Raw genomic sequence first — 12,091 nt, 5'->3', positions numbered from 1 at the left:
GAATATTTCCATGATAATTAAGACAAAAACAGGGAACGTTCCCATTAAATATTAATTAAATGGTTCACTGCGTCATTTAAAATGAGGTTATTTTTACCAATAGCATCGCTAAAAATAATATTTTGTCTTCAGATCGTCCCGATCCGACGCCGCAGATTATCCACAATGCGATTAATGTTTTACAACGCCGATTTTTTCCGATAGTGGACAGTTATTTTTGTATGGAACCGAAATCATACGAAGAGATGTGCGTATGTTATTGTTATTAAAGCAAATCCAATCGTTAATGAATGTTAATTTTTTGTTTTTATACCCATAAGGGAGTAATTAATAAAATGCATAGACAGCTAATTATTTGTGCGGAAAGTTCATTTTTTCTACCCGCAAAATAATTCCAAAAGGGCCCAAAAGTGCATATTTAATTTATACAAATGAATATTTCACTTTGGCAAGATATGCTATATCTCATTCCGTTATGACTGCCTGATTTAGCGAGTCATAACTTGCGTAGAGGAGGCGCTACCTGCATTTCCAGTCGTTCAGACAGGCAGCGTCAGGAGAAAAGACTTAAAGATAACTGATGACCACTTCCTGAAGATGAGGATTCCCCGGCAGCGTACGGCGATCGATTCGGCTGATTATCTTAAATGGCGTACTGGACGCTGTCGACATCGCGACATACTGCGCGCGAATCGCACCATCACGATAGCAGGCAATCTGCAAACCCTGACCCGATGGCGAGACGTTACAACCCCCTTCAACCACCTGCCCGATAAAATGAATAGTGCCGGAGTTTGACCGACTCTGCGCTTGCGCTACACCGGATAACGCCAGGCCGATCAACGACAGGCATACTACACGTACTATTTTCTTCATGCTTCCCCCACTTCCTGTGAGAATGAATCCGCATCGCCTACTCTTATCGATGCAGCTCGTTTTGCCTCCTGGCACCCTCATTTTTCATGAGAATCAGGCTAAACACTATAGCGTACGTCCTTACCAGGCTTGAATCCGTCATTTGTCGTATTCACCAGCGTAAACATCGAGCCAATATGATTAATTTTAAGAATATCCTTAGATAAATATAAGGATAAAAAAGAATGCTGAGGAGTATTGAGGATTGCATATACGCTTTATTATGTTAGGGTAAGTTAATGTTGCCAACAAAACCCGGAGAGATTAATCACCCTACCATCCTTTATTTCCACCTTTTATCCAAGCGGGAATAATATGCCACCTCTGGCTTAATACGCGAAAATAACAAGGTTATCATTATGCAAACAACAACTCTGCGCACCCTTACGCTGGCTGCGTTATTAACCTCCCCCACTCTTTTTGCCGCGGACCTTCCCGGCAAAGGCATTACCGTTCACCCTGTGCAAAGCACCCTACCGGAAGAAACGTTCCAGACCGAGATTATCAACCGCGCGCTGAAGCAGCTGGGCTATGATGTCACCCCAATTGAAGAGGTAGAGTACAACGTAGCCTATACGGCGATTGCTGCCGGTGACGCAACCTTTATGGCCGCCAACTGGCTGCCGATGCAACAGGATATGTACGACGCCAGCGGCGGCGATCGGAAATTCTACCGTCAGGGTACTTATATTAGTAACGCCGCACAGGGCTATATGATCGATAAAAAAACCGCTGAGAAATATAACATTACGGATATTTCTCAGCTAAAAAATCCTGAACTTGCGAAATTATTTGACGCCAACGGCGACGGTAAAGCGGATTTAGCCGGCTGTAATCCAGGGTGGGTTTGCGGCTCGGTAATTGATACACAAATAAAAGCTTACGGCCTAAGCAATACGGTTACGCAGAATCAGGGAAATTATGCAGCGATTATTGCTGACACCCTCGCCCGCTATAAAGCAGGCAAACCGGTTATCTATTATACCTGGACACCTTATTGGGTCAGTGATGAACTGAAACCCGGTAAAGATGTGGTCTGGTTAACCGTCCCCTTCTCTGCTAACCCTGGCTCGCTGAAAGATCAGAATACCGAACTGCCGAACGGCAAGAACTACGGTTTTGCGGTCAACAACGAGTACATCGTGGCCAATAAAGCCTGGGCGGAGAAAAACCCCGCCGCGGCAAAACTGTTTGCTATCGCGAAGCTGCCGCTGGCCGACGTGAATGCGCAGAATCAGCTGATGCATAAAGGGGAATCGACCGCTGCGGATATTCAGCGTCATGTGGACGGCTGGATCCACGCTCACCAGCAAACCTTTGACGGCTGGATAAAGCAGGCATTGGCGGCGCAGTAAGCAGTCAACGCCCGGCCTCGCCAGGGCTGGCCGGGCGGCTTATTTACTCCATTACGCGCGCACGTTTGATGCGGTTTTCTTCCCCAGCCTGCGCGGATTCCACCAACGTAAAGTTAAAGCTCACTTCCGTGTGCGGCTGGTGGATATCGCGTTCCTTCGCCAGCTTGTCGTCGGTAATTTTGACCGGATCGGCAATCAGCTCTTCGCGGGTAGCAAAGGCGAAGTCATCCCACAGGTAGGCGTCGCCGTTGAGGTTAATTTGCGTCGTCAGGTGTTTATAGCCCGGCGCCGAGACAAAGAAATGCACGTGCGCCGGGCGATTACCGTGACGGCCAAGCTGATTCAACAGCTTCTGGGTCGGGCCATCCGGCGGGCAACCGTAGCCACAGGGGACGATACTGCGCACCGCATAACGTCCGTCCGCCCCGGTTTCCACACGGCGACGCAGGTGATATTCACTTTGTGATTGATCGAAGAACGAATAACCGCCGAGAGTGTTAGCATGCCAGATATCGACAATCGCCCCCGCCACCGGTTGCCCTTGAAGATCGGTCACCTGCCCGTGCAGCCACATCGGCTCTCCCGCTTCGCTGCCATCATCCATCCGCGCAAACTGTTTGCTCAGCGGCGCGCCCGCCACGTACAGCGGCCCTTCAATGGTGCGCGGCGTGCCAACGTCGAGACCCGCCGCGGCCTCTTTTTCGTCAGCGCGCATGTCAAGGTAATGCTCTAACCCCAGCCCGGCGGCGAGCAGCGCCGCTTCTTTGCGCTCGCCCAGCTCGTTCAGGTAGTTGACGGCCAGCCAGAATTCTTCGTCGGTGATATCAAATTTACGGATGGTCTGACACAGGTCGCTGAGCAGTTGATGCATGATAGCTTTGAAGCGTTCATTGCCCTGCTCGGAATTTAAGCCGCTGCTGATCGCCAGTAACGATTCCAGTTCGGTTTGTTTTGCTGGATTAACGGACATTGCGTGTTCCTCTTTTTGTAGGGTAAGGTTTGTTGTTTTAATCAATGGCCGACGGGTGTCGGCATAACGGCTGCACGCTGATATCCATATACGGATACAGCGGCAGTGCGGTTAAGAGGTCGTGGAGTTCCTGGTTATCGGCCACGTCAAAAATACTGACGTTGGCGTACAGCCCGGCGACGCGCCAGATGTGCAGCCATTTCCCTTCGCGCTGAAGCTGCTGGGAGTAGGCTTTCTCTTTCGCTTTGATCTCATCGGCTTCGGCTTTGGGCAGCGACGACGGGATATTGACGGTCATTTCAACTTTGAACAGCATCGGGATGTCCTTCTAGTGGCGCGCGTAATAACGCAGTTTGTCGAGGTCAATCTCCACGCCCAGCCCCGGCCCCTGCGGCAGCGAAACCTGCCCCTGGCTGAAATCGAGCGGCGTGACCACGATGTCGTCTTTCAGCAGCAGCGGGCCGAACATCTCGGTTCCCCACTGCATCCGTACGGTGGACCAGGCGTGCAGCGAGGCCACCGTACCGAGCGTGCCTTCCAGCATGGTGCCGCCGTACAGCGCCACCCCCGCCGCCTGCGCGACGTGCGCCAGCTTCAGCGCCTGTGCCGGACCGCCTGCTTTGGCAATCTTCAGCGCATAGGCACCGCTAAAGCCGCCGTGCGCCAAAGCAAAACCGTCGTGGCTGGTTGCCACCGCTTCATCGGCAAGAATCGGAACGTCAAAACGCTGGCTCAGGGCAATCAGCCCCTGCCGGTCCCAGAGCGGGGTTGGCTGTTCAACGAGGTCGATACCGCCAGCCTGTAATTCACTCATGCCCTTCACCGCGGTGGTGAAATCCCACGCCTGGTTAACGTCCACGCGAATGCTCACGCCATCGCCCAGCGCGGCTTTGATCGCCAGCGCATGCTGGATATCGGTTTTTAGCGATCGGGCACCAATTTTTAGCTTGAAGGTGTCGTGCCGCCCTTCTGCCAGCAGCCGCTTGCCTTCTTCAATGTCTTTGTCGGTATCGCCGCTCGCCAGCGTCCACAGCACCGGCAGACGGTCGGTTATCGCCCCGCCGAGCAGCGCGCTGACCGGCAGCCCCAGCAGCTTGCCCTGGGCATCGAGAAACGCGGTTTCCAGCGCCGATTTAGCAAAGGTGTTGCCCTTCACGCTGGCGTTCATTTTGTCGGCAAGCGCCGCCACGCCGCTGAAGGTCTGGCCGCACAGCAGCGGTGCGAGATAGGTTTCAATGGCCGAGCGAATGGCCTCCGGGCTTTCCGCGCCGTAGCTCAGCCCGCCGATGGTGGTGGCTTCGCCCCAGCCGACCACGCCCTCGGCACACTGCATGCGCACGAGGGTCAGGGTCTGGCAGCCCATGGTGGCCATCGACAGTTTGTGCGGGCGAATGGTGGGAATATCCACCAGCCAGCAGGTCAGTGATTCAATCGTTAACATCCGTTGCTCCTGCATTTTTGTGTTGTAAGGAGGTTGAAGGCAGGCTTCTCAGGGCAATCCATGCCAGCAGCGCATAGGCCATCAACAGTAAAGAGACCGGCCAGGAGGAATCGAAGGCCATCAGCAGCGCCACCGCCAGCATCGGGCCGAGGCCGCCGGAGAAGATGGACCCCACTTCGTGGCCCAGCGCCAGCCCGGAGTAGCGCACCCGCACCGGGAAGAGATCGCTCATGATGCACGGCTGGGTGCCAATCATCGCGCCGTGACACACCGGCAGGCCGAGGAACATCGCCAGCATCACCGCGCCATAGCTGCCGGTGGAGAGTAGCCAGAAGAAGGGGAATGCCATCACCAGCAGGCCAATCACGCCGATGTAGTAAACGGGCTTCAGGCCAATCTTGTCCGACAGCGCGCCCCAGAAGAGGATCGAGAAAAACTCAATCAGCATCGCCAGCGTCACCGCGCTGATGATCTCCCCGGTGCCGATACCAATGTGTTTGGCGTAGACCACCGAGAAGGTGAAGAAAATATAGGAAGCCCCGTTTTCCGGCAGCCGCAGAGCAATGGCCTGCAGCAGCGCTTTCGGGTGTTCGCGTACCAGCACCTGCAGCGGGATCTTTTCATGCTTGTCTTCCGCCTTCGCCTGGATGAAGGCTTTGCTCTCGCGAATGTTTTTGCGGATATAAACGCCCACCAGGAAGATGACGATGCTCAGTAAGAACGGCACGCGCCAGCCCCAGCCCAGGAAATCGTTTTCCGGCAACTGCTGGACGAGGTAAAAGGCGAAGGCCGAGAGCACAAAGCCGCCGGAGACGCCCATCTGGCTCCACGCGGTATAGAAGCCACGGCGCGAGGCTGGCGCGTTTTCGCTCAGCATCAGCACGCCGCCGCCCCACTCGCCGCCGGACGCCACGCCCTGTAAGAAACGCAGGATGATGAGCGACAGCGGCGCCCAGATGCCTATTTGCGCGTAGGTCGGCAGCAGGCCAATAACAAAGGTTGTTGCCCCCATCAGCGTCAGCGTCATGATCAGCGTCATCTTACGGCTGTAGCGGTCGCCGATATGGCCGAACAGGATGCCGCCAAGCGGGCGCGCCAGAAAGCCGACCGCGAAGCCGGAAAACGCCAGCAGCGTACCCTGTAGCGGGTCGCCGCCCACCGGGAAGAACAGCGGGCCAAACACCAGCGCCGCGGCGGTGCCGTAGAGAAAGAAGTCATACCATTCCAACGCATTACCCAGTACCGACGCGACCACCAGCTTGCGCATCTGCTGCGCGTCCTGGCGGACGGTCGTTGATGTGACGGCAGTTTCAGAAACGACATTGCTCATCCGGCATTCCCCCTTTCGTTATCAGGCTTCCACGTCGCAGCCAACCGTGTGGTAGCGGCGGTTGAAATAGACCAGCCCGCGCGGTTGCTCGCTGATGCGAATGGCCTGCACCCGGCAATAAAAGACCGAGTGGCTGCCCACTTCGTGGCAGTCGTCAATCAGGCAGTCAAAGCTCGCCACCGCGGAGCTCAGTACCGGCGCGCCGCTGGCCATCACCTGCCAGCTGTCGTGGCAGAAACGCTCTTCGGAGCGCAGACTGGCGTTGGCAAAAATGCCCGACAGCGCCTGGTGCTCGCTCGACAGCACGTTGACGCACAGCGCGCCGTTGTGCTTGAAGTGCGCGTGGGCGAAGGAGTTGCGGTTCATGCAGACCAGCAGCGTCGGCGGCTGGTCGGTCACGCTACAAACGGCGGAGGCGGTGAAGCCAAATTTGCCCGCAGGGCCATCGGTGGTGATCACCGATACCGCGCTGCCCAATTGCGCCATAGCGTTACGAAACTCGGTTTGCAGAGTCATAGAGAGATCCTCAAAGATCGATTATCAGACGGGCGCTTTTCGCCCGGGAGCAGCACAGCAGGATCTGATCGCCATCGGCCTTCTCTTCGTCGGTCAGATAGTGGTCACGATGATCCGGCTCACCTTCCAGCACGTCGGTCAGGCAACTGCCGCAGATCCCCTGTTTACAGGAGACGCACACCTTGAGCCCCGCCAGCGCCAGCGCTTCAACGATGGTCTGATTTGCCGCCACCTGAACGGTGATGCCGCTGGCGGCCGCCACCACTTCAAACGGCTGACCGCCGGTTTCCACCTCAGCGCTAAAGCACTCCTGGTGGATCTGCTCCGGCGCGTAGCCCTGCGCGACGGCCCGCTCGCTGACTGCATCCATCAGCCGCGTCGGGCCGCAGACGTAGACATGCGTGCCTGCGGGCACGTCGCACAGCACCGCATCAAGGTTGATACGCTGTTCATCGCTGAAGTGCAGATGCACCTGCGGGGCATAAGAAGACGCCGTTAACTGGGCGACAAACGCCGCCTGGGCGCGGCTTCGCGCGCAGTAATGCAGGCTGAAAGAGCGCCCGGCCGCCAGCAGCTCCGCCGCCATCGCCAGCATCGGCGTAATGCCGATACCACCGCCGATAAGCAGGCTGTGGCTCGCCTTTTCATCCAGCGCAAAGAGGTTACGCGGCTCGCTCACCTGAATCTCATCGCCAACCTGTAGCCGGTGAACGGCGAGCGAACCGCCTTTTGACTGGCTGTCTTTCAGCACGCCAAGCTGGTAGTGGTGGCGCTCGCGCGGATCGCCGCACAGCGAGTACGGACGCACCAGATCGTCGCCCAGATGCAGGTCGATATGCGCCCCGGCGGTGAACGCGGGCAGCGCCGCACCGTCGGCTTTGGCCAGCGTCAGCACCACCACCTCGCCCTGCAGCTCGCGACGGATAACCTGTAATGTCAGCATCGGTGCCCCCTTAGCGCATAAACAGCCCGCCGTTAATGTCCCAGGTGGCCCCGGTGACAAACGACGAGGTTTGGGAAGCCAGCAGCGCCACGGCCTGGGCGACAAACGCCGCGTCGCCAAGCTCACCTACCGGGATCATCTGCAACAGGCCGGGCATCTTCTCTTCCGGCACCAGCGCGTGCACCGTCGGCAGGTCCATCGGCCCCGGCGCGATGGCGTTGACCGTCACGCCGGACTTCGCCAGCTCGCGGGCAAAGACTTTGGTCAGCGTCAGAATGCCGCCTTTTGACGCCGCGTAGTGCGCCCCGGAGGCGGTGCCGCCGTTCTGCCCGGCGAGCGACGCCAGGTTGATGATGCGGCCATAGCCGCGGCGGGCGAAGTAGCGCCCCATCGTCTGGCAGCCAACGAACGTGCCGCGCAGGTTGGTGGAAATCACCTGGTCAAACTCCTCGGCGGTGATCTCCATTACCGGGGTCGCGAGCGTTAGCGCGGCGTTATTCACCAGCACCTGCAGGCTGCCGAAGCGCTCAATAGTCGCCGTCAGCGCGCGGTCAAAGGCTTCCGGCTGGCGGATATCCAGCCCCAGCGCCAGGACTTTGCCTTCGCCGTTATCCAGGTTTGCGGCAGCGGCTTCGGCGCGGGCGGCGTCGACATCGGTCAGCACCACCTGAAAGCCCTCGGCCAGCAGATGGGCGGCAATCACGTTGCCGAGGCCGGAAGCCGCCCCGGTCACTAATACGGTTTGCGTCATAAACGGTTCCTTACAGGATGTAGCCAATGCTGTGCAGCACATCGTCGCTGTTGACCAGGCGAATCACCTTTTGCTGAATCCGCCAACCGCTGGCCAGCGGCACCAGATGCCAGGTAATGTCAGCGGCGTAGTGACGGCTGTGGCCCTTGCGGTGTTCCCACAGCGACTGCGCGCCGCGTACCACCACTTCGTTTTCACTCGCTTCCAGCAGACGGAAGCGCGACAGCGTGCGCAGCGTTCTGGCGCGCGGCGTGGTGGAGATAGACTCGCCGCTGTAAAGGCGCTTCACGCGCCTGGCGCGCATGTGGTGATCGTCGCAGGCGTAGTTGAGCGTGTTTTTAAAGTCGGTCTCGGTCGGGTCGATCGGCACCACGTACAGGCCGTCGTGCTGCCAGAGATCCAGCCAGGCATCGAACTCGCCCTGATCCAGCAGGTCGCCTTCGAGGTTGATAACCGCGATGGCGTTAAACAGTACAGATTCAGCGGTTGTCATTTATTCCATCTCCGTCATCAGTTTTTTCCACTGCTGGTAGGCCGCGCGCATGCCGGTTTCGGCGCTAACGTCGCTACGCAGGCCGTCGTCAGTGCGGTATTCCCCCGCCAGGCCACGGTTGAGCATGATCCACAGGTCGTCTCCGGCGGTGGCCCCGCGCTGCACGCGCTCCCACGCTTCCGAGTCGTCCGGCGTGCCGAAGCCCATCGGCCCCTGGAAGTGCTCGTGCAGACGCAGACGCGCCTGGTTGGCGATTTCCGGGCCGCCGTCCATGGTGATCACCGCATGGTGAATTTCGGTTTCGTTCACCGATACCGGCTGCAATACGCGGAAGAAGGCCATCGAGCAGGCAATGTTCGGGAAGATATTGAGGTTGAAGCCGGAACCGCCGACCGCACGCACGATGCGACGCACCTGTTCTTCGTCGTGATCGGCACGCAGCGCGTCGGCCAGTTCGATAAAGCGCTCCGGGATCGGCGCATCAAGATTGGCTTCCAGATCCACCAGTTCCGGGATCATCACCATCACGCTATGGCCGTTACCGAGGTCTTCGACATAACCGCTGCCATCGACGAAGTTGAGCATCTCTTCGGTCTGCTTATCGACCGAGCTTAAGAACGAGCGATGCACCACCGGGAAGTGGTAGCCATCGGTGGTGTTCTCGAGCTGAATTTTCCAGTTGCCCGGGAAGCGGAAACGGTGCGCCGGGCCGGTTTTAATCGGATAGCCCGCGCCCTGCTTCATAAATAAATCCATCCACTTTTTCGCCGCGCCGAGGAAATCTTCCAGCGGTTCAATATGGTCGTTAAAGGTGGCGAAAATCATGCCCGCGTACTGTTCGGTGCGCAGGGACACCAGCCCCAGCTCGCCTTTTTCTAACTGGTCGGCATAGCTTTCCGGGTGCGGCACGCCGCGCAGGCTGCCGTCGAGCGCGTAGCCCCAGCCGTGGTACGGGCACACGAAGCTGTTGGTTTTGCCGCTGCGGTGTTCGCAGACGGTGGCCGCGCGGTGGCGGCAGCGGTTCAGCAGCGTGTGGACGGTACCTTTACGGTCGCGTACCACAATCACCGGCTGGGTGCCGATCTCGGTAGTCTTGAAGCTGCCGGTCTCCGGGATTTCGCTGGCGTGCGCCACCCAGACCCAGGTTTTGCCGAACACGCGGCCCAGCTCCAGATTGAACAGTGCTTCAGAGGTGTACAGCGAGGTGTGTACACGGTCGTGCTGTACCAGCGAGGCAATCTCGTCGCGGCTCGGCGCGTTCGGCGTCGTGGTATCGATATTCTTCACATTAATGAGGTGGTCACACTGCATGTCCATTCTCCTGCACGTCTTCGACGGTCTGATTTTGGTCCGGCACCGGGAGGGTATCCTCGGCGTGCCAGTGGCTTACGGGGCGGCTAAACAGGTTGCGGGTGGTGAAATGGCGCATCACCATCTCCCCCGCTTCGCGCCGGAAGGTGACGTTTAATTCGGCGGCGTTGAGGTGTGCGCCGCCCGCGCTGAAGGCGGACGTTTGCAGCATCAGCCAGCGGCCATGCAGCTCGCCGTCTGCCGTCACGCTCAACGCCTCGGAACAGAGAAAATGCGCATTCATGGCGAAATGCGCGGGTTGGCGCACGTAGCTCGCCATCATGGCGACAATCGCCGCACGCCCCTGATGGCGCCCCAGACGCGCGGCGTAGGGTTCACCCACGCCTTCCCAGCAGGCATCGACGCTAAACAGCGCGCCGATGGCGCGTACGGTGTCGGCATCATCAAGGCGGTCGCACAGGTGCATATAGTTGCTGATGCACACCCTGGCGGCCTGCTGATCTTCGAGCTGCTGTAGGCGCAGCGCATCCAGAGAAGTCATCGCGCGCTCCGTTAACCCTGAATAATCAGCTCACGCCCGACGCGGGCTTCGATTTTGCAGTACTTCCACAGCTTGCTGCCGCTGTCGCCTACCGGCGTGGTACGGAACAGATTGCAGACCGCCGCGACGTTTTCCAGCGCTTCGGCATCAGCCAGTACGTAGGTGGTCCACGGCGCGGTGGTCGACGGGCCGACCATCAGTTGGTCATCATCCATATTGCCGATGACGCGGATCCCCGGCGTCTCCTCCATGCCTTTCATCATCACGCCGAAAGCGGCCCATACCTGTTTGGCTTCCGCCGCGCTGGCGTCAAAAAAGTTCTGGTTTACGCCGATGCAAAACAGCACGCGTAGTTTGTTGGCTTGGCTCATCTGTTGCTCCTTAGTTAACAATCACAGGTAACCCGGCAGCGGTTTACCGCCGAAAAAGACCGTGCCCGCATTGAGGTACGAGAGGTCGCCCATAAAGGCGTGTTGCGTAATCACCATCGTGTCGCGAACGTAGCGCTGCAGCGGGCTGGTCATGGTGACGCCCCCCATACCGTTCAGCGCCAGCGCCTGACGTGCCACATCGGCGGCGACGCGGGTCACGTGGGTGGAGGACAGCCGCAGCGCGTTAATCTGCTCGCAGCTGGCGTCATCGCCCTGCAGCAGACGCTGCCAGACATCGTCAATCGCCTCGTAAAACCAGGCGCGAGCCGAGCGCAAATCCGCTTCGCAGCGGGCAATCTGCATCTGCGCCTGCGGGCGATCGGCCAGACGCGGCGCGCCGGTCACCGACTGCTGACGATGGGCGATGGCGTAAATTTCATTGAGCGCCGCGCGGGCTACGCCGAGCGCGACAACGGAGAGCACCTGGGTGGCCAGTGATAGCACCGGGTAGCGGTACAGCGGCCCCTCCAGATTCAGCGCGCCGCCGCGAATAAAGGTCCACGCCTCGGGGACAAAGACGTCATCCACCAGCAGGTCGTGGCTGCCGGTTCCGGCGAGGCCGACCGTGTCCCAGACCGGATCGATCTGCACGCTATCGCGCGGCAGGACCGCCATGCGCGGCAGCGGTTGTTCGCCGTCCGGCAGGATCCCGACGCCCAGTACCGATGCGCCCATGCTGCCGCTGGCAAAGCTCCAGCGACCGCTCACGCGATAGCCGCCGTCGGCCTGACGCGCTTTCTGCGTCGGGAAGATGCCGCCCGCGAAGACCACGTCCGGGCCGTCGCGGTAGAGTTCAGCCAACGTCTCCACCGGCAGCGCGCCAAGGTAGAACGGGCTCATGCCAAAGCTTGCCACCCATCCCGCAGAGCCGTCCGCCGTGGCGATTTGCTCAATCAGCTCGCAAAACTGCGCGGGTGTACACTCGTCGCCGCCGTAGATTTTGGGGACCAGCGCGCGATACACGCCGACCTGCTTAAAGCGAGTAATGATGTCGTCAGAGATATGACGTTGATGTTCAAAATCGGCGCTGCGAGTCGAGACCTCGTTCAGCAGCGGCACCAGCGTTTCACGAACGTGTACGGCAGACATGGCTT

General features: G+C 58.7%; 14 protein-coding genes. 1 reads left to right on the top strand and 13 read right to left on the bottom strand.

Features of this window, described 5'->3' with window-relative positions; translation table 11 throughout:
* Positions 1–567: 567 nt before the first annotated feature.
* Positions 568–876 (bottom strand): hypothetical protein, encoded by a 309-nt coding sequence (locus tag ABTW00_RS09980; protein ID WP_065356755.1) that lies wholly within the window; start codon positions 874–876, stop codon positions 568–570.
* 398 nt (positions 877–1,274) lie between these two features.
* Between ABTW00_RS09980 and proX the strand changes: the two genes are divergently transcribed.
* Positions 1,275–2,270 (top strand): glycine betaine/L-proline ABC transporter substrate-binding protein ProX, encoded by a 996-nt coding sequence (proX, locus tag ABTW00_RS09975; protein WP_065356756.1) that lies wholly within the window; start codon positions 1,275–1,277, stop codon positions 2,268–2,270.
* Positions 2,271–2,313: 43 nt separating this feature from the next.
* Here the strand turns inward: proX and catA are convergent, their stop codons facing one another.
* Genes catA through ABTW00_RS09915 form a run of 12 tightly spaced genes read right to left on the bottom strand, consistent with a single transcriptional unit; the run spans position 2,314 to position 12,086 of the window.
* Entirely contained in the window at positions 2,314–3,240 is a 927-nt protein-coding gene (gene catA / locus ABTW00_RS09970) for a catechol 1,2-dioxygenase (protein WP_065356757.1), read from the bottom strand.
* 37 nt (positions 3,241–3,277) lie between these two features.
* Positions 3,278–3,556 carry a muconolactone Delta-isomerase gene (gene catC, locus ABTW00_RS09965; protein WP_064544882.1) on the bottom strand — a complete coding sequence of 93 codons (279 nt, stop codon included), beginning with the start codon at positions 3,554–3,556 and terminating at the stop codon, positions 3,278–3,280.
* A gap of 12 nt (positions 3,557–3,568) precedes the next feature.
* Positions 3,569–4,681, bottom strand: coding sequence for a muconate/chloromuconate family cycloisomerase (locus ABTW00_RS09960; RefSeq protein ID WP_433640469.1), 1,113 nt, complete (start codon positions 4,679–4,681; stop codon positions 3,569–3,571).
* On the bottom strand, positions 4,668–6,011 hold the full coding sequence (locus ABTW00_RS09955) for an MFS transporter (protein WP_433640466.1): 1,344 nt from the start codon (positions 6,009–6,011) through the stop codon (positions 4,668–4,670). Before ABTW00_RS09955 ends, ABTW00_RS09960 begins: the two co-directional genes overlap by 14 nt.
* Before the next feature lie 21 nt (positions 6,012–6,032).
* Complete coding sequence (locus ABTW00_RS09950) at positions 6,033–6,527, bottom strand: flavin reductase (protein WP_065356760.1); 495 nt, start codon at positions 6,525–6,527, stop codon at positions 6,033–6,035.
* Positions 6,528–6,537: 10 nt separating this feature from the next.
* Positions 6,538–7,470, bottom strand: a complete 933-nt coding sequence (locus tag ABTW00_RS09945) for a PDR/VanB family oxidoreductase (RefSeq protein WP_433640462.1) — start codon at positions 7,468–7,470, stop codon at positions 6,538–6,540.
* A gap of 10 nt (positions 7,471–7,480) precedes the next feature.
* The gene (locus ABTW00_RS09940; protein ID WP_433640460.1) at positions 7,481–8,221 is read right to left on the bottom strand and encodes an SDR family NAD(P)-dependent oxidoreductase; all 741 of its coding nucleotides are present in this window, start codon (positions 8,219–8,221) and stop codon (positions 7,481–7,483) included.
* 10 nt (positions 8,222–8,231) lie between these two features.
* The gene (locus ABTW00_RS09935) at positions 8,232–8,714 is read right to left on the bottom strand and encodes an aromatic-ring-hydroxylating dioxygenase subunit beta (protein WP_065356763.1); all 483 of its coding nucleotides are present in this window, start codon (positions 8,712–8,714) and stop codon (positions 8,232–8,234) included.
* On the bottom strand, positions 8,715–10,025 hold the full coding sequence (locus ABTW00_RS09930; protein WP_065356764.1) for an aromatic ring-hydroxylating oxygenase subunit alpha: 1,311 nt from the start codon (positions 10,023–10,025) through the stop codon (positions 8,715–8,717). It abuts the gene before it with no gap.
* Positions 10,015–10,566 carry a nuclear transport factor 2 family protein gene (locus ABTW00_RS09925; protein WP_433640456.1) on the bottom strand — a complete coding sequence of 184 codons (552 nt, stop codon included), beginning with the start codon at positions 10,564–10,566 and terminating at the stop codon, positions 10,015–10,017. The genes ABTW00_RS09930 and ABTW00_RS09925 overlap by 11 nt, the downstream gene beginning before the upstream one ends.
* An 11-nt stretch (positions 10,567–10,577) precedes the next feature.
* On the bottom strand, positions 10,578–10,937 hold the full coding sequence (locus ABTW00_RS09920; protein ID WP_433640454.1) for an IacB protein: 360 nt from the start codon (positions 10,935–10,937) through the stop codon (positions 10,578–10,580).
* Between the two features lie 21 nt (positions 10,938–10,958).
* The gene (locus ABTW00_RS09915; protein WP_433640451.1) at positions 10,959–12,086 is read right to left on the bottom strand and encodes an acyl-CoA dehydrogenase family protein; all 1,128 of its coding nucleotides are present in this window, start codon (positions 12,084–12,086) and stop codon (positions 10,959–10,961) included.
* Positions 12,087–12,091: the final 5 nt, after the last annotated feature.

The sequence above is a fragment of the Kluyvera georgiana genome, from assembly GCF_050990895.1.
Lineage (GTDB): Bacteria > Pseudomonadota > Gammaproteobacteria > Enterobacterales > Enterobacteriaceae > Kluyvera > Kluyvera georgiana.
This window is presented reverse-complemented; position numbering and strand designations above follow the sequence as displayed.